The 15,948-nt window shown below is 69.2% G+C and carries 19 protein-coding genes and 1 tRNA gene; 1 reads left to right on the forward strand and 19 read right to left on the reverse strand.

What is annotated here, in order from left to right:
* Positions 1-150: 150 nt before the first annotated feature.
* From ACRWK7_RS26480 to ACRWK7_RS26530, 11 genes are all read right to left on the reverse strand, one after another.
* The gene (locus ACRWK7_RS26480) at positions 151-609 is read right to left on the reverse strand and encodes a DUF1810 domain-containing protein (protein WP_431859398.1); all 459 of its coding nucleotides are present in this window, start codon (positions 607-609) and stop codon (positions 151-153) included.
* 247 nt (positions 610-856) lie between these two features.
* Positions 857-2,107: a hypothetical protein gene (locus tag ACRWK7_RS26485; protein ID WP_431859400.1), complete on the reverse strand. Its 1,251-nt coding sequence runs from the start codon at positions 2,105-2,107 to the stop codon at positions 857-859.
* Positions 2,049-2,540 carry a ParB/RepB/Spo0J family partition protein gene (locus ACRWK7_RS26490; RefSeq protein WP_431859402.1) on the reverse strand — a complete coding sequence of 164 codons (492 nt, stop codon included), beginning with the start codon at positions 2,538-2,540 and terminating at the stop codon, positions 2,049-2,051. The genes ACRWK7_RS26485 and ACRWK7_RS26490 overlap by 59 nt, the downstream gene beginning before the upstream one ends.
* 514 nt (positions 2,541-3,054) lie before the next feature.
* Positions 3,055-3,131 (reverse strand) — tRNA-Pro (locus ACRWK7_RS26495).
* A 79-nt stretch (positions 3,132-3,210) separates the two neighbouring features.
* Positions 3,211-3,681 carry a MerR family transcriptional regulator gene (locus tag ACRWK7_RS26500; protein WP_431859404.1) on the reverse strand — a complete coding sequence of 157 codons (471 nt, stop codon included), beginning with the start codon at positions 3,679-3,681 and terminating at the stop codon, positions 3,211-3,213.
* A 58-nt stretch (positions 3,682-3,739) separates the two neighbouring features.
* The gene (locus tag ACRWK7_RS26505; RefSeq protein WP_431859406.1) at positions 3,740-4,078 is read right to left on the reverse strand and encodes an integration host factor subunit alpha; all 339 of its coding nucleotides are present in this window, start codon (positions 4,076-4,078) and stop codon (positions 3,740-3,742) included.
* Between the two features lie 82 nt (positions 4,079-4,160).
* Complete coding sequence (locus ACRWK7_RS26510) at positions 4,161-5,138, reverse strand: beta-ketoacyl-ACP synthase III (protein ID WP_431859408.1); 978 nt, start codon at positions 5,136-5,138, stop codon at positions 4,161-4,163.
* Between the two features lies 1 nt (position 5,139).
* The gene (gene plsX / locus ACRWK7_RS26515) at positions 5,140-6,192 is read right to left on the reverse strand and encodes a phosphate acyltransferase PlsX (RefSeq protein ID WP_431859410.1); all 1,053 of its coding nucleotides are present in this window, start codon (positions 6,190-6,192) and stop codon (positions 5,140-5,142) included.
* A gap of 47 nt (positions 6,193-6,239) precedes the next feature.
* Positions 6,240-6,419 carry a 50S ribosomal protein L32 gene (gene rpmF, locus ACRWK7_RS26520; RefSeq protein WP_109121672.1) on the reverse strand — a complete coding sequence of 60 codons (180 nt, stop codon included), beginning with the start codon at positions 6,417-6,419 and terminating at the stop codon, positions 6,240-6,242.
* Positions 6,420-6,565: 146 nt separating this feature from the next.
* Complete coding sequence (locus tag ACRWK7_RS26525; protein WP_431859412.1) at positions 6,566-7,135, reverse strand: YceD family protein; 570 nt, start codon at positions 7,133-7,135, stop codon at positions 6,566-6,568.
* 52 nt (positions 7,136-7,187) lie between these two features.
* Positions 7,188-7,745 (reverse strand): ubiquinol-cytochrome C chaperone family protein, encoded by a 558-nt coding sequence (locus ACRWK7_RS26530; RefSeq protein WP_431859414.1) that lies wholly within the window; start codon positions 7,743-7,745, stop codon positions 7,188-7,190.
* 136 nt (positions 7,746-7,881) lie between these two features.
* Here ACRWK7_RS26530 and ACRWK7_RS26535 point away from each other — a divergent pair, with 136 nt between their 5' ends.
* Positions 7,882-8,349 (forward strand): outer membrane protein assembly factor BamE, encoded by a 468-nt coding sequence (locus ACRWK7_RS26535; protein WP_431859416.1) that lies wholly within the window; start codon positions 7,882-7,884, stop codon positions 8,347-8,349.
* Positions 8,350-8,427: 78 nt separating this feature from the next.
* On the opposite strand, the gene ACRWK7_RS26540 is transcribed toward ACRWK7_RS26535, so the two are convergent.
* From ACRWK7_RS26540 to ACRWK7_RS26575, 8 genes are all read right to left on the reverse strand, one after another.
* Entirely contained in the window at positions 8,428-8,784 is a 357-nt protein-coding gene (locus ACRWK7_RS26540; protein ID WP_431859417.1) for a hypothetical protein, read from the reverse strand.
* A 200-nt stretch (positions 8,785-8,984) separates the two neighbouring features.
* Positions 8,985-11,099, reverse strand: a complete 2,115-nt coding sequence (locus ACRWK7_RS26545) for a sodium-translocating pyrophosphatase (protein ID WP_431859419.1) — start codon at positions 11,097-11,099, stop codon at positions 8,985-8,987.
* A 403-nt stretch (positions 11,100-11,502) separates the two neighbouring features.
* Positions 11,503-11,961 carry a hypothetical protein gene (locus tag ACRWK7_RS26550; protein WP_431859421.1) on the reverse strand — a complete coding sequence of 153 codons (459 nt, stop codon included), beginning with the start codon at positions 11,959-11,961 and terminating at the stop codon, positions 11,503-11,505.
* Positions 11,962-12,022: 61 nt separating this feature from the next.
* The gene (thiL, locus tag ACRWK7_RS26555; protein ID WP_431859422.1) at positions 12,023-12,991 is read right to left on the reverse strand and encodes a thiamine-phosphate kinase; all 969 of its coding nucleotides are present in this window, start codon (positions 12,989-12,991) and stop codon (positions 12,023-12,025) included.
* Between the two features lie 125 nt (positions 12,992-13,116).
* A complete protein-coding gene (gene nusB / locus ACRWK7_RS26560) occupies positions 13,117-13,659 on the reverse strand; it encodes a transcription antitermination factor NusB (protein ID WP_431859424.1) in 543 nt (180 codons plus the stop codon).
* A 47-nt stretch (positions 13,660-13,706) separates the two neighbouring features.
* Entirely contained in the window at positions 13,707-14,171 is a 465-nt protein-coding gene (gene ribH / locus ACRWK7_RS26565) for a 6,7-dimethyl-8-ribityllumazine synthase (RefSeq protein ID WP_431859426.1), read from the reverse strand.
* Between the two features lie 6 nt (positions 14,172-14,177).
* Entirely contained in the window at positions 14,178-15,311 is a 1,134-nt protein-coding gene (ribB, locus tag ACRWK7_RS26570; protein ID WP_431859427.1) for a 3,4-dihydroxy-2-butanone-4-phosphate synthase, read from the reverse strand.
* On the reverse strand, positions 15,308-15,895 hold the full coding sequence (locus ACRWK7_RS26575; protein ID WP_431859429.1) for a riboflavin synthase: 588 nt from the start codon (positions 15,893-15,895) through the stop codon (positions 15,308-15,310). The genes ribB and ACRWK7_RS26575 overlap by 4 nt, the downstream gene beginning before the upstream one ends.
* Positions 15,896-15,948 lie beyond the last annotated feature (53 nt).

A 15,948-nucleotide genomic window follows, 5' to 3' on the forward strand; every position in this document is an offset into this window, starting at 1 on the left:
GCGCTCGTCCTCTGGGTCTGCACCAATTAAATTCCGGCAGGTGCTCGCAATGAGATACGTCACACCGTTAGACACATCCATGCTGACTTGCTGAAGCCCCCGCTCCTGGCGCCAAGCGGACCCGGCCGCGACGAGGGCGTACGCCCCCTTTCACAACGCAGGTCCGGCCGGCTTGGCACGCCCCAACAGAGTCAACGTCGCCTCGTCCATTTGTCCATTGCGGTAGCGCGCGAGCGCCTCCCGGTAGAGGGTAGCGGCCTCATCCGCGGCTAAGGCGAACAGGGTCATTGAGGAGTGGAACTTCATATCGTCCGGAGAACCGAAGATCGCATGAAGCGTGCGCCCCTGCGTCGCCAGCACAGCGCGCGTCGCTCTTTCTAATCGAGGCCCGAGTACTGGATGTGCCAGATAGGCGCGCGCCTCATCAAGGGAGGCGATCCCATAGAACTCGGCTGCGGCCGAACGGCCAAGGCCGCGCAGTTGCGGGAAGATGAACCACATCCAATGGCTCCGCTTGCGCCCGTCCTGTAATTCTTCGAGCGCTGTCGCGAAGACCGACTCCTGCGCGTTCACGAACCGCTGGAGGTCGAAAGGTTCGTCCATCTGCATTCCACCGTTCCTGATCGAAGCTCATCGTCGTGAGTTGGCTGCGCACCATCCTATTGCTAAAGCGAAGCAACCGGCCTGACGTTTCGATTAAGGGGCCTTTCCGCCTGCCCAACCGGTCGGGAAGCAGTGTCGCAAGCCGCCAGCGGAACAGCTCGTCCTTCAAAGAATGGCGCCTGGAGCAACCCGCGGCCGTGATGCCCATCCGTGGAAACCGCACGCGTTGGAAGGGGGCACCCTCGCCGGCCGCCTAAAGCGGTCGGCGGGGATTTTTCCACCCGGAGGGCCGCCGCCCCGAAGGAGGGCGGCTGTTCGTGCCTATTCGGCGGCCGGCATCTCGGCGTCCGATTCGTCCCCAGCCTCCGATTCCGACCCAAAGCACATGGCGTCGGGGAGCCCGTCGCGCCCTGAGCTGCCCATCCGGTGCGTCGTCCCCAGTTCTGGCCATGCGCTCGAAATGCGTCGCCAGCGCCGCGACCAGCTCCGACTTCCTGTAGTCCGACAGCCGCGCCATGGTGACGCTGGCACAGCACTCCATGGCGCTGGCCCCGAGCTGGTCGCGGGTGCGCCCGCCGAGGAACGCCGCGTCCGGCCGCCACCAGTCGCGCATGTCGGCGCCGAGGTCGCGCGCCGCCCGGTTGAACAGGCTGTCGCCGTGGTCGATGGGGTCCATGTCGCCCTGGCCGAAGGCGAGGATGCTCAGCAGCAGGTGCAGACCGTCCAGGTTCTCCTCGCTCAGCCGCTTGACCCGCTCGTACAACTCGGCGCCGTCCTTGGGATCGCCCGCCAGCCGCTCCCAGGCACCCCGGCTGCGCGGCCCGTAAGCGGGTTCGTCGTCCCCGGCCGGCTCCAGCCCCAGCAGGCGCTCGAAGCGGGCCGCCACCGCCTCGACGGCATCCCAGCTCCGGGGCCGACCGTCCTCGCCCGCGAACAGGGCAAGCGCGGGGTGCGCCTCCAGCAACACCCGACCGTGATGAGCGTCGGCGCCGCGCATCAGCAGCACCACGGCAACCTCCCTGGCCGTGCGCCGGGCGGCGGTCAGCAGCGTCTGCACCGCCAGCGTTTTGTGCGCGGCCATGTGGCGCACCAGCCACGCCGGATACTCCGGCCGCTCCCGCCACACCGACAGCGGGCTCTCCCGCGTCTCGGCGGCGACGGCGCGCTGCACCTCATGGCGGACCAGGCGCTCGCGCACCTCAGCTCGGCCAGCCGGGATCAGGTTGATCACCACGCAGCCGCTCTCCCCCTCCCACGCCGCGCGGCAGTGCCACCAGGGCGCCCCGTGCGTGTCGAACAGGTCGGCGGTGACGGTGCCGCCGTAGCGGTCCAGGGGGAACACCGCCATGGCGACGGACGGCTTCTCCTTGATCAGCCGGGCGCGAACGTCGTCGGTGTCGAACCAAATGCCGTCCGTGATGTCGGCGAGGATATGGGCCTGCTGCTCACGGGTGCCGAGCGTCAGCGCCTCGGCGATACCGAGCCCGATGGCGCCGTCGCGCACCCGCCCGCTTGGCTTCGGCGCACAGCCCGGCCAGGGCCAGCCGGCGCTTGACAGTGGTGGTGCTCAAGCCGGTCTGCGCCGCCACGTCGTCCAGGGTGGCGCCTTTCTGAAGCAGGGCCGCGAAGCCATCCGCCTCGTCGATGGCGTCCAGCGCCTCGCGCTGCACGTTCTCCACCAGGGCGATGCGCTGGGCTTCGGCGGGCTTCAGCCCGTGACGCACCTCGACCTCCAGCAGCTTCAAGGCCCGGTAGCGCCGCTCGCCGGTGACGACGCGGAAGCGGTCGCCCTTCAGGCACTTGACGACGAGGTTCTGCAGGACGCCGTCGGTCCGGATGGAGCGGGCCAGCCCCTCGATGCCGGCAGGGTCGATGCGCATGCGCGGGTTGGATGTGGGCGGGAGAAGCTGGGACAGGGGAACGAGTTGGGTGCTCATGGTTCACTTCCCTCTCTTGAGGCTGCGAAGCAGCAGCACGGACGCTGCTGCTTCCCGGGGCCGCGCGAGCGGTGGGTAAGTGGGGAGCGAGGGGCACGCACCGTGCCCTGAGCCGGCAGCCTTGGCCGGCAACAGGCGCCCCTCGCGGGGAGGAGAGAGCGGCAACGCCCTCCTTCCCCCGTACGGGATCGGCGCGGGTTTCAATCCCGCGCCGTTTCGATGGACCGGGGTCACAGGCCTGCCGTATCGGTCTGCGGCAGGGATTGTTACCGGGACGGACGAGACGCGCGCCAGCGCGGCGCGGCGGGCCTCCGGCCCGCTGAGCCCGGCCCGGCGCTGCGCGCTGGAGCCGCCGCCCACGCACTTTCCTCGTCTGTACGCTGATTGCTGTGTGATTGCTGGCGCACGGCGCCGCCGTCCGCGGCGCTGTGCGGAGCGTGAAGGAAAAAGCTGTCCGGTCACGAAAAAGGCCCCGAAGTTCAATGACTTCGAGGCCTTCTTGCCGGTTCCAGAATGGTCGGAGCGACAGGATTCGAACCTGCGACCCCCAGACCCCCAGTCTGATGCGCTACCAGGCTGCGCTACGCTCCGTACCTGGAACCGGGGTGGGCCGGGACTATAGCGGCGCCCGTAGGGGGACGCAATGGTTTCCCGTAACCTTTTTTCGTCCTCACGACGCGCCCCGCCGGTGGCCCAGCAGCGCCTGCAAACGGCGCAGTTCGTCCAACACCGCTTCGATCTCCCGGCGGGCGTGGTCCGGCAGCGTGGACGGCGCCTCCTCGGGCTCGTCCATCTCCGCGTCCAGTTCCGCGGAATCGTCGGCGAACAGGTCCGGAGTCGCCGGCTCGTCGTCCACCTCGTCGGCGGGCGGGCGCGGCGCGGGGCCGGACGGCAGCGTGCCACGGCGCTCCTTCAACAGGCGCTGCACGCCCTTGATCGTGTAGCCCTCCTGGTACAGCAGGCCCTGGATCCGGCGCAGCAGATCGACGTCCTCCGGCCGGTAATAGCGCCGGCCACCGCCGCGCTTCAGCGGGCGGATCTGCGGGAACTTGGTCTCCCAGAAGCGCAGCACGTGCTGCGGCAGGTCCAGGTCGCTGGACACCTCGCTGATCGTGCGGAAGGCGGTCGCGGACTTCGTCACCACGGGTCTGCCAAGATCCCCTGCCGTCATCGCGATCCGGAGGGAGCCCCGCCCGCGCTCACGACGCGGCCTTGACGCGCGCCTGTGCGGCCTCGACCGCGTTCAGCCCTTCGTTGATGCGGCTCTTCAGCACGTGGCTGGCGCGGAACACCAGGACGCGGCGCGGCAGGATCGGCACTTCCTCGCCCGTCTTGGGGTTGCGCCCCACCCGCTCGCCCTTGGAGCGGACCTGGAAGCTGCCGAAGGAGGAGATCTTCACCATCTCGCCGCGCGCCAGCGCGTCGGAGATCTCGTCGAGAATGCTCTCGACCAAATCGGCCGATTCGTTGCGCGACAGCCCCACCTCCTGGTAGACGGCCTCGCTCAACTGTGCGCGCGTGACGGTGTTCTGCGACATCTCCGGCCTCCCCCGCGAGCCTCGGAGGAAACGGTAATGCGCACGGAGAACACCGTCAATTCAAAAGGTTGGATACGCCCTGCTACCAGCGGACGAGCGCCGAGCCCCAGGTCAACCCGCCGCCGATGGCCTCCATCAGGATCAGGTCGCCGCGCTTGACGCGGCCGTCGTGCACCGCCTCGGCCAGCGCCAGCGGGATCGAGGCGGCCGAGGTGTTGCCGTGCCGGTCCACCGTCAGCACCACCTTCGACGAGGGCAGCTTCAGCTTGCGCGCGATGCCGTCGATGATTCGCTGGTTGGCCTGGTGCGGCACCAGCCAGTCGACGTCCGACGGCTCCAGGCCGTTGGCGACCAGCGCCTCCTCCACCACCTCGGACAGCTTGGTGACGGCGTGGCGGAAGATCTCCTGGCCGTGCATGCGCACGTGCCCCGTGGTCATGGTGCTCGACGCACCGCCGTCCACGTACAGCAGGTCGTAGTAGCGGCCGTCCGAGTGCAGGTGCGTGGACAGCACCGCGCGGTCGGACGAGTCGCCCTTGCCCTCGGCCGCCTCAAGCACCACCGCGCCGGCGCCGTCGCCGAACAGCACGCAGGTGGTGCGGTCGTTCCAGTCGAGCAGGCGCGAGAACGTCTCGGCGCCGATCACCAGCGCCCGCGTCGCCTGCCCCGAACGGATGAAAGAATCGGCCACCGACAGCGCGTAGACGAAGCCGGCACACACCGCCTGCACGTCGAGCGCGAAGCCGCGGGTCAGCCCCAGACCGGCCTGCACCTTGGTGGCGGTGGAGGGGAAGGTGTTGTCCGGCGTGGTGGTCGCCAGGACGATGCAGTCGATGGACGTGGCGTCCACGCCTGCGTGGTTCAGCGCCGCCCTGGCCGCCGCCAGCGCGAGGTCGGAGGTCAGCTCGCCCTCGGCCGCGATGTGGCGCGAGCGGATACCGGTGCGCTGGACGATCCACTCGTCCGACGTCTCGACGCCGCGCGCCTCCAGGTCCTTGTTGCTGACCACGTTGGCCGGCAGGTAGGACCCGCAGCCGACGATCCGGGAACGCTTCGCCATGTCAGACCGCCGCCGCCTTGGTGTCCGGGAGGGTGTCGTCGCCGCCGAGGCGGTGCATCTCGGCCTTGATCTTCTCGTTGAAGCCCTGCGCCACCAGGTTGACCGCCACGCCGATGGCGTTGGCGAAGCCGATGGCGTCGGTGCCGCCGTGGCTCTTCACGCAGACGCCGCGCAGACCGAGGAACATCGCACCGTTGTAGCGGCGGGGATCGGCGCGCTGCTTCAGCTTGGTGAAGGCCGAGCGCGCCAGCAGGTAGCCCAGCTTCGCCATCAGCGAGGACTGGAAGGTGCGGCGCAGGAATTCGGCGTACAGCTTGGCCGTGCCCTCGGCGGTCTTCAGCGCGACGTTGCCGGTGAAGCCGTCGGTGACGATCACGTCGGTGGTGCCGGCCGCGATGTCCGTGCCCTCGACGAAGCCATAGAAGCGCCCGGGGAACGGCGCCTCGCGCAGCCGCGCCGCGGCGGCGCGCACCGTCTCGTTGCCCTTGACCTCTTCCGAGCCGATGTTCAGCAGGCCCACCGTCGGCTCGGCCATGCCCAGCACCGTGCGCGCGAAGACCGACCCCATCAGCGCGAACTGGACGAGGTTGTCGGGCGTGCACTCGGTGTTGGCGCCGAGGTCGAGCATGACGCTCTCGCCGCGCTGCGTCGGGAAGAACGACGCGATCGCCGGCCGGTCGATGCCCGGCAGCGTCTTCAGCACGAACTTGGCCATGGCCATCAGCGCGCCGGTGTTGCCGGCGGAGACCACCGCCGCAGCGTTGCCCGCCGCCACCGCGTCGATGGCGAGACGCATGCTGGACTGCCGCCCGGTGCGCAAGGCCACGGAGGGCTTCGCGTCGCCGGCCACCGCCTCGGCCGTGTGCACCACCGTGGCCACGCCCTTCAGCGCCGGGTGTTTCGCCAGCAGCGGCTCGATCCGCGCGGAGTCCCCGTACAGCACGTAGTGCACGTCGGGGAATCGCTCACGGGCGAGATCCGCTCCGGCGACCACCATGTCGGGGGCATGGTCGCCCCCCATGGCGTCGAGGGCTATGGTCAGGCGCTGGCTCACCGAGGACAGGCTCCCTGGAACTGACGGGTGGCGGCCGGCCGGACCGGTCAGGCCGCCGGCTGGACCACTTCACGCTGGTCGTAATGCCCGCAGGACCCGCAGACGTGGTGCGGACGGGTCAGCTCGCCGCAGTTCTTGCACTCATGGTACGAGGCGGTCGACAGCGCGTGGTGCGAACGACGCATGTTGCGACGCGACTTGGAGGTCTTCTTCTTCGGAACAGCCATGGCCGTAACTCACATCAACTCATTGGAAAAGGCGGCCCGATGAGGGGCCGCCCGGCGCGAGCCGCATTCAATACGGCAAACCCGCGCCAAGGGCAAGCCCGAACCATCTCTTTCACCGCGCGGCTGCATCCCGCCCCGCGGCGGCCCTATTGCGGCTTGCCCTTCAGCTTCGCCAGGGCGGCGAACGGGTTCGGCCGCTCCTCGACCACCTCGTCCTCCTCCTCGTCGTCGTCGAAGGCCACCGCCGGCAGCTCAACGCCGGGCGCGCGCGGATAGGGGTCGAGCGCCAGCGACAGGTGCTGCGCCGTCAGCTCGCCGATGTCGATGCGCCCGTTGACGATGGGCTCGATGATGTCCTCGTCGGCCATGCTGGCGTCGAACTCCATCTCCTCGTCGGCCTCCGGCACCAGCTCCGGCGGGGCGAACAGGGCCTCGAAGCCGTCCTTCACGGTGTTGCGCACCGACTCCAGCGTCACGACGCAGGTCTGCACCACGTCGGCCTCCAGCTCGCCGGTGACTCGGATCATTTCGCCGCCGCTGGCGCGCTTCAGGCGCACCGTCGCCGTCAGGCGGTCGATCGCCTCCAGCTCGAAGCGTTCGGCCAGCGCCTTGCGCTCGGCGGAGTCGGCCTCGATCACCTCGACCACCTCGCCGCGCTGCACGGCATCGGCCTTCACCGTGCGCGAGAATTCGGGGGGCGGTACCTGATGCTGCATGCTCGTTCTTCCTCGTTCATCGGCAACAGCCCGGCTGGCCGGGCGTTCGCCGCTACTCCATATGCGCGGGCGGGTCGGCCCAGTGGAACGCGCCGGACAGCAGCGAGTCCAGCGGCTGCGCCGCCAGTTCCGCCACCGACCGCCGCACGTAGCCGGCCAGCGCGCCGATCGCGCGCGGGTCGGGCTCCGGCACGGTGCCGTAGACGTTGTTGTCGAGCGCCACCTCCAGGGCCCTTTCATCCTGGACGATGGCGGCGTCGTAGGCGGTCAGCCGGCCGCGCGCGCCGCCGACCATGGCGGTGACACGCCGGGCGATGCCCTGGTCGCCCACGCCCATCTCGCGCAGCGTGCGCTCGAAGTCGTCGGTGACCACCTCGAACAGCCGGCGCGAACGGGCGTCCGCCGCCGCCCCCTGCCCCTTCAGCCGGTGCATGACCAGGAACAGGTGCAGCGCCACCATGTCGAAGCGGCCGTCCAGCGTGTCGGGCACGCCGAGCGCACCGTAGAACTCGGGCCGGCGCGCCTGGGCGACGATGCGGGCGTAGAGGTCGGCGGCCGCCTGCGCGTCCTGCGAACGGCCGAACAGGCGCCCGAAAAGGCGGTCAAACACGCGTTCCGGTCTCCCATATGGGCGGAGTCGTTGACAGGGCCAACCGCCCGGTGCGATTGTCCAGGCGTTTTGGGGTCAGGGCTCCGCTCGCCGAGCGTACGGCCGCCCCCTGGATGCCTCATCCTAGCCGAGCGCCATGACCAGATCGACTCCTTCCCGCGTTTTCGCCATCGCCCTGCTGGGGCTGGCCGCCACCGCCTGTGCGCCGACCGTGGCGACGCGCGGCAACCTGACCGATCCCGACGCGGTCGCCCAGATCAAGACCGGCACCACCACCCGCGACGAGGTGGCCAACCTGCTGGGCACGCCGACCTCGGTCGGCACCTTCGACCAGAAGGTCTGGTACTACATCGGGCAGAAGACCGAGAAGACCGCGTTCTTCAAGCCCGACGTGCTGGAGCGCCGCGTCGTGGTCGTGCACTTCAACGATGCCGGCGTGGTCAGCGACCTGAAGACGCTGGACCACAACCAGGGCCTGGACATCGAGATGGTGGAGCGCACCACCCCGACGCACGGCCGCGAGATGGGCTTCCTGGAGCAGATGATCGGCAACTTCGGCCGCTTCTCCGCCAAGGACAGCAAGGGCAAGGGCCCGGGCAGCTGAGCCCGGCCCGCATCCCCGGAAACGACGAAAGGCCGGCGCCCCAGGCGCCGGCCTTTTTGTTGCCCCAGGGGGATGCCGTCAGACCTGCGCCGACGGCTGTTCCGGCGGCTGCTCCGGCAGGGCGGCGTCGGGAATCGACGACGGGGCGGCGAGCGTGGCGCCGGCGTACTGCACCTGGCCGGCGCAGAACGCCTCGTTCAGCTTGTTGGCCACCTCCACCACCGACGTCGCCTTGACGCAGTCGCAGCCCTCGACCGTGACACCGCTCAGCACCGCCGCGAAGACGCCCGGCTGCTGCTCCAGCACGACGCCCAGCTTCTTGGTGCTGCTCGTGCTCTGCTCGCCGTCCTCGGTACGGGTCACCAACACCACGTCGTCGGGCTTGCCTTCGGCCGTGGCGCGCACATAGATCGAGTTGGTCGTCGTCGCCGCCATGTCCCTCTCCTGAAGCTGCATCGAAAACGGGTCTCCGTTCCGGCCAGTACTGTGCACAACCCAACCGGGCTTTGGCAATCGCTTTATTCGCGAAGTACGCCGCACGATTCGCGCATAACAGGTGATGCACGAAAAAGGCCCCGGGACGTTTCCGTCCCGGGGCCGCAAGTCGTTCGTGGTCGTTTCGAGCAGGCGTCCTATTAGGCCAGAGCGTGCAGGATGGCCAGCAGCAGGATCGCCACGATGTTGGTGATCTTGATCATCGGGTTCACCGCCGGGCCGGCGGTGTCCTTGTACGGGTCGCCGACGGTGTCGCCGGTCACCGCCGCCTTGTGGGCGTCGGACCCCTTGCCACCGTGGTTGCCCTCTTCGATGTACTTCTTGGCGTTGTCCCAGGCGCCGCCGCCCGAGGTCATCGAGATGGCGACGAACACGCCGGTCACGATGGTGCCGAGCAGCATAGCGCCCAACGCCGAGAAGGCCGCGGCCTGGCCGGCGATGGCGGCGACGATGAGGTACAGCACCACCGGCGCGAACACCGGCAGCATCGAGGGGATGACCATCTCCTTGATGGCCGCCTTGGTCAGCAGGTCCACGGCGCGGCCGTAGTCCGGCTTGCCCGTGCCTTCCATGATGCCGGCGATCTCACGGAACTGGCGGCGCACCTCGACCACCACCGAGCCGGCGGCGCGGCCGACCGCGGTCATGCCCATGGCGCCGAACAGGTAAGGCAGCAGGCCGCCGATCAGCAGGCCGACCACCACGTACGGGTCGTTGAGCTTGAACTCGACCGTGAGGTTCGGGAAGTAGTGGCTGAGATCCTGGACGTAGGCGGCGAACAGCACCAGCGCGGCTAGGCCGGCCGAGCCGATGGCGTAGCCCTTGGTGACCGCCTTGGTGGTGTTGCCGACGGCGTCCAGCGCGTCGGTGGTGATGCGGATCTCCTTCGGCATCTCCGACATCTCGGCGATGCCGCCGGCGTTGTCCGTCACCGGACCGTAGGCGTCGAGCGCCACCACCATGCCGGCCAGCGCCAGCATCGTCGTCGCGGCGATGCCGATGCCGAACACGCCCGCCTGGTTGAAGGCGATGATGATGCCGGCGCAGATGACGATCACCGGCAGCGCGGTGGCCTCCATCGACACGGCAAGACCCTGGATGACGTTGGTGCCGTGGCCGGTTTCCGAGGAACGGGCGACCGAGCGGACCGGACGGAACGAGGTCGAGGTGTAGTACTCGGTGATCCACACCAGCAGGCCGGTCACGCCCAGGCCGACCAGCGCGCAGACGAAGAAGTTCAGGCCGGTGACGTTGATCGTGGCGCCGCCGCCCGCCGCCATCGGGATCGGCCGGCCGAAGCCGAACATGACCGCGGTAACCAGCAGGACCAGCACGCCGGAGATCACCGCCGAACCGATGAGGCCCTTGTAGAGGGCGCCCATGATGTTCTTGGTCGGGCCCAGCTTGACCATGAAGGTGCCGGCGACCGAGGCGATGATGCAGACCGCCGCGATGACCAGCGGGTACATCAGCAGCGAACGGACGACGTCGCCCGTGAAGAAGATCGCCGCCAGCAGCATGGTGGCGACGATGGTGACGGCGTAGGTCTCGAACAGGTCGGCGGCCATGCCGGCGCAGTCGCCGACGTTGTCGCCCACGTTGTCCGCGATGACGGCGGGGTTGCGGGGGTCGTCCTCGGGGATGCCGGCCTCGACCTTGCCGACGAGGTCGGCGCCGACGTCGGCACCCTTGGTGAAGATGCCGCCGCCCAGGCGGGCGAAGATCGAGATCAGCGAGGCGCCGAACGACAGGGCGACCAGGGCCTCCAGCACGACGCGGGCCTGCGCCGGGTCGGTGACCTTGTAGATCATCGACAGGATGGCGAAATAGCCGCCCACGCCCAGCAGGCCCAGGCCGACCACCAGCATGCCGGTGATGGCGCCCGACTTGAAGGCGATGTCCAGCGCGTGCTCGAGCCCGACGGTCGCCGCCTGCGCGGTGCGCACGTTGGCGCGCACCGACACGTTCATGCCGACGTACCCGGCGATGCCCGACAGCACCGAGCCGACCAGGAAGCCGAAGGCCACCGGCAGGCCGAGGATGGCACCGAGAATGATGAGGATCACCACGCCGACGCCGGCGATGGTGGTGTACTGGCGATTAAGGTATGCGCGAGCACCTTCCTGAACCGCGCCGGCGATCTCCTGCATGCGTGCGGAGCCCGCGTCGGCGGCCATGACTTGCTTCCCGGCATAAGCGCCATAGGCGAGCGCCAGGAGGCCGCAGGCGATGACTACTAGAAATCCTACCGTCATCCGTTCCCCCAGAAAATTGTCACTGGCTCGCCTTCGCACCGCAACAAAAGCCGCGGCGCAAAGCGAGCCGATTTTTTCGCCGAAAAGCATGCCCAAGCGGGGACCGCAATGCAACAGCCGCCACGCTCAAGGAAGCGCGACGAATTGGCAGGTCGATACTTCAGACTCGCACCATTGCGGTCTTTGGAGCGCTTCCAAACTAAGGGCACTTGTCGAAAGTCATATTCGCACCTGCGAAAGGATGAACGTCCTTTACGCTGGGGAACCTGCGCGGACCGGTGCCGCGCCGCGGAATCATACGGACGAAGGCTTCGTCCGTATGTTCCTCCCGCCCAATGCTGCGCATTGAGCTGCCGGGTTTGGAGCAAGGGCGCCTGATGAAAGCCGTCAGGCGCCCTTGCTGTCACAGGTTCCGCTGAGTCACCACCTGGACCAGCACGCCCTGCACCACGCCGGGGCCGAGCACCTTGGCGGCGGCGGCGGCCAGCTTGTCCTTGACGGCGGGGATGTTGATCAGCGGGCCGCTCATCAGCGACTTGTCATCGACTCCGGCGTACATGGTGGCGATGAAGGCGTCGATCAGGCGCGGCAGGTTGGCGGCGGCCTGCGGCTGCTTGGCGGCGTCCACCTCGACGGTGGCAACGACGGTGACGAACTGCTCGACCTTCTCCTTGCCGAGCACCGGCACGACGATCGGGCTCATGCGCACGTAGGCGACCGGCGGCGGCGGCTTCTCGGCCTCCTTCTTCGCCAGCTCCTCCTCGGTGGGAGGGGTCATGAACCTGTTGTACAGCGTCCAGCCGCCGAACGCCGCGCCGCCCAGCAGCGCCAGGCCGAACAGCAGCAGGATGATCGCTTTCATGGGACGGTCCGTCGTGATGCGACGGAAACCCTAGGGGCCGGATGCTTTAGGACGGGTTAAATCAGAAGTGATCCCAGCCCCGCCGCGGGAGAGGCAACGGCGCGCCCTGCGCGTCCAGCACCTCCACCCGCCCGGCCGGCCCGGGGACGGTGCGGCCGATCTCGGTGATGACGACTCCGGTCTCCGCCGCCAGGGCGGCCAGGGCGCCGCGCGCCGCCTCGGGCGCGGTGAACAGCAGCTCGTAGTCGTCGCCGCCGGTGAGCGCCAGCGCCAGCCGGTCCGCATCGCCGCCGACCGCCGCCGGCACCGGCACCGACGCGGCGTGCAGCACCGCGGCGCAGCCCGATTCCTCGGCGAGGTGGCCGAGGTCGGCGACCAGCCCGTCCGACACGTCGATGCACGACACCGCCAACCCGCGCAGCCTGGGCCCCACCGTCACCCGCGGGTCCGGCCGGCGCAACCGCGCCACCTGGGACTCCAGCCCGGCGCCGTCCAGCTTGCCCAGCACCACCTGCAGGCCGAGCGCCGCGTCGCCGATGGTGCCGGTGACGAACACCGGATCGCCCACGCGCTCCGACCGGCGCGGCAGCGCCTGCCCGCGCGGTACCAGCCCGAAGGCGGTCACCGACAGGGTGATCGGCCCGGATGTGGACACCGAGTCGCCGCCCGCCAGCTGGATGCCGAACCGCGTCTGGTCCTCGCCCAGGCCGGCGGCGAAGGCGGCCAGCCACTCCTCGCCGAGGGTGCGCGGCAACGACGTGACCAGCGTGTAGGCGTACGGCTCCGCCCCCATGGCGGCGAGGTCGGAGAGGTTGACGCGCAGCAGCTTGGCGGCGATGTCGCCGGGCGAGTCGTCGGGCAGGAAGTGGATTCCGGCGACCATGGCGTCGACGGTGACGACCAGTTCCTGCCCCTCGGGCACGCCGAACACGGCGGCGTCGTCCGCCAGCCCGCGCGCCCCGGCGAAGCCGGCGGCCAGCGGCTTGAAGAAGCGGTCGATGCGGCCGAATTCGCCGAGGGGTTTGGTCATGCGCCTGCGGAACCGTTCCTTTAGACAGCCGTCATCCCCGCGAAGGCGGGGATCCATACGTTCCGCAATGGTGCGTTTTGCGAGTTATGGATCCCCACCTTCGCGGGGATGACGGCCAAACGCGATTATTCCCCGCGCCCCGGCGCCGGCTGGGCCAGTTCCTCGGCGCGGACCTTGCGGGCGACGTTGTCGAGCACGCCGTTCACCATGCCCGGCTCGCGCCCGGCGAAGAAGGCGTGCGCCACGTCCACGTACTCGCTGATCAGGATGCGCGGGTGGGTGTCGGTGTGGGCGAACACCTCGTAGGCGCCGGCGCGCAGGATGGCGCGCAGCAGCATCTCCAGCCGCTCCAGCGGGAACTTCGGGTCGAGCGCGGCCGACAGCAGGCCGTCCACCTCGCTCTGGCGGTGGCTGGCGCCGCGCACGATGTCGGCGAACAGCTGCGGGTCGGCGGCGACGAACTGCGCGCCGTCCACCTCCTCGCCAAAGCGGTGCTTGACGAACTCGCCGATCACCGGCTCGACGCCGATGCCGGTCTGGTCGGCCTGGTAGAGCGCCTGCACGGCCGCCAGCCGCGCCGCCTTGCGCCGGGCCTTGGCCGAACCGCCGCCGGACTTGCGGGGGCCACGCTTCGGTTTCGCGCGCGACGGCGCCTCGTCGTTGCTCATGGTGCTCAACTGGATCTTTTCAGGTGTCTGGGGTCAGGTATGCGGGGTCAGCGCGGGAAGAGGCGGAAGTGGCGCTTCAGTTCGATCATGTCAAGGCAGGCCCGCGCCGCGAAGCCGCCCTTGTTCTTGTTGCCGGTGCCGGCGCGGGCCCAGGCCTGCTCGCGGTTCTCCACGGTCAGGATGCCGTTGCCGACGGCCAGCGTGTACTGCAGCGCCAGGTCCTGCAGGCCGCGGGCGCTCTCGTTGCACACGATATCATAATGCGTGGTTTCGCCGCGAATCACCACGCCGAGCCCGACGTAGCCGTCGAAGCGCTTGCGCGCCGAGTAGAAGTCCATGGAGCGCACGGCGTACTTGATGGCGGCCGGGATCTCCAGGCAGCCGGGCACGGCGAAGCGCTGGTAGGTGGCGCCGGCCTTCTCGATCTCGGCGATGGCGCCCTTCGCCAGCTCGTCGGCGAGGTCCTCGTAGAACCGCGCCTCGATGACCATGATGTGCGGCGTGTCCGACATCGTCCCTTACTCCCCGTCCGTATTCCCGGGCACCGGGATCGGCCGCTGGCCGACGACGGTGAGCCCATAGCCTTCCAGGCCGATGATGGTCTTCTTGCGGTTCGACAGCAGCGTCATGCTGCGCACGCCGAGGTCCAGCAGGATCTGCGCGCCGACGCCATAGTCGCGCAGCTCGCCGCCCGGCGCCACGCCCTCCATGCGCGCCTTCAGCGCCGCGGAGAGGTTGGCGGGCTGAGACTCGCGCAGCAGCACGATCACGCCGCGGCCTTCCCGGGCGATCAGCTCCATGGAGGCGTGCAGCTCGCCGTCGCGCCCGGCCGAGGTGTCGCCCAGCACGTCCTCCAGCACGTTGAGCGCGTGCATGCGCACCAGCACCGGCTCGTCGCCGGAGATGTCGCCGCGCACCAGCGCCACGTGCTCGGCGTACGCCACCTTGTTGACGTACACGTACGTCTGGAAGCGCCCGCCGTACCGGCTGTCCAGCGTGCCGGCGAGGCGCTGCTCGACGATGGTCTCGGTGCGGCGGCGGTAGGCGATGAGGTCGGCGATGGTGCCGACCTTCAGGTTGTGGAACTGCGCGAACTTCACCAGGTCCGGCAGGCGGGCCATGGTGCCGTCGTCGTTCATGATCTCGCAGATCACGCCGGCCGGGATCTGGCCGACCATGCGGGCGAGGTCGACCGCCGCCTCGGTGTGCCCGGCGCGCACCAGCACGCCGCCGTCGCGCGCCAGCAGCGGGAAGACGTGGCCCGGCGTCGTGATGTCCTGCGAGCCCGCCTTCGGATCGATGGCGACCTGCACGGTGCGGGCGCGGTCGGCCGCCGAGATGCCGGTGGTCACGCCCTCGCGCGCCTCGATGGAGACGGTGAAGGCGGTCTGGTGGCGCGTGCCGTTCTGCTGCGCCATGAGAGGCAGGTGCAGCCGCTCGATCCGCTCGCGGTCCATGGCGAGGCAGATCAGGCCGCGCCCGTGCTTGGCCATGAAGTTGATGGCCTCGGGCGTCGCGCACTGCGCCGGGATGACGAGGTCGCCCTCGTTCTCGCGGTCCTCGTCGTCGACGAGGATGAACATGCGGCCCTGGCGCGCCTCCTCGAGGATCTCCTCGGTCGGCGACAGGTAGGAATGGTATTCGGAGGTCATGGTTGGGCCACCAGACGCGCGACGTAGCGCGCGAGCATGTCGATTTCCATGTTCACGGCGTCGCCGGGCTTCAGCTGCCCGAAGGTGGTGGCGACCTGGGTGTGCGGGATGATGTTGACGCCGAAGAGCGCCCCGTCCACCTCGTTCACCGTCAGCGACACGCCATCCAGCGCCACCGAGCCCTTGGGCGCCACGAACCTGGCCAGATCGACCGGCGCCTCGAAGGTCAGGCGCACGGACTCGCCGTCGGGCCGCACGTCCATCACCCTGGCCACGCCATCGACGTGGCCGGAGACGATGTGCCCGCCCAGCTCGTCGCCCATCTTCAGCGCGCGCTCCAGGTTGACGCGCGTCCCCTCGGTCCAGCCGCCCAGCGTGGTCTTCGACAACGTCTCGCCCGAGGCCTGCACGGCGAACCAGCCCGGCCCCTTGTCAACGACCGTCAGGCAGACGCCGTTGTTGGCGATGGACGCGCCGATCGGCACCGTCTCCATGTCGAAGACGGTCTCGATGGTGAAGAGGGTGTCGCCGCTGCGCTCGATGGAGCGGACGCGGCCGACGTCGGTGATGATGCCCGTGAACATAGCGCGGCAATCTAGCCAGCTTTCGCGCACGGGGGAAGGAGCATCCGCAGCGC

This window comes from Azospirillum sp. (assembly GCF_050789165.1).

Bases quoted from the DNA above. Each gene is read 5' to 3' on its own strand.
- ACRWK7_RS26480 (WP_431859398.1), bottom strand. From the start codon at position 609: ATGCAGATGGACGAACCTTTCGACCTCCAGCGGTTCGTGAACGCGCAG.
- ACRWK7_RS26490 (WP_431859402.1), bottom strand. From the start codon at position 2,540: ATGAGCACCCAACTCGTTCCCCTGTCCCAGCTTCTCCCGCCCACATCC.
- ACRWK7_RS26505 (WP_431859406.1), bottom strand. From the start codon at position 4,078: ATGTCGCAGAACACCGTCACGCGCGCACAGTTGAGCGAGGCCGTCTAC.
- ACRWK7_RS26510 (WP_431859408.1), bottom strand. From the start codon at position 5,138: ATGGCGAAGCGTTCCCGGATCGTCGGCTGCGGGTCCTACCTGCCGGCC.
- rpmF (WP_109121672.1), bottom strand. From the start codon at position 6,419: ATGGCTGTTCCGAAGAAGAAGACCTCCAAGTCGCGTCGCAACATGCGT.
- ACRWK7_RS26525 (WP_431859412.1), bottom strand. From the start codon at position 7,135: ATGCAGCATCAGGTACCGCCCCCCGAATTCTCGCGCACGGTGAAGGCC.
- ACRWK7_RS26535 (WP_431859416.1), top strand. From the start codon at position 7,882: ATGACCAGATCGACTCCTTCCCGCGTTTTCGCCATCGCCCTGCTGGGG.
- ACRWK7_RS26540 (WP_431859417.1), bottom strand. From the start codon at position 8,784: ATGGCGGCGACGACGACCAACTCGATCTATGTGCGCGCCACGGCCGAA.
- ACRWK7_RS26545 (WP_431859419.1), bottom strand. From the start codon at position 11,099: ATGACGGTAGGATTTCTAGTAGTCATCGCCTGCGGCCTCCTGGCGCTC.
- ACRWK7_RS26550 (WP_431859421.1), bottom strand. From the start codon at position 11,961: ATGAAAGCGATCATCCTGCTGCTGTTCGGCCTGGCGCTGCTGGGCGGC.
- thiL (WP_431859422.1), bottom strand. From the start codon at position 12,991: ATGACCAAACCCCTCGGCGAATTCGGCCGCATCGACCGCTTCTTCAAG.
- nusB (WP_431859424.1), bottom strand. From the start codon at position 13,659: ATGAGCAACGACGAGGCGCCGTCGCGCGCGAAACCGAAGCGTGGCCCC.
- ribH (WP_431859426.1), bottom strand. From the start codon at position 14,171: ATGTCGGACACGCCGCACATCATGGTCATCGAGGCGCGGTTCTACGAG.
- ribB (WP_431859427.1), bottom strand. From the start codon at position 15,311: ATGACCTCCGAATACCATTCCTACCTGTCGCCGACCGAGGAGATCCTC.
- ACRWK7_RS26575 (WP_431859429.1), bottom strand. From the start codon at position 15,895: ATGTTCACGGGCATCATCACCGACGTCGGCCGCGTCCGCTCCATCGAG.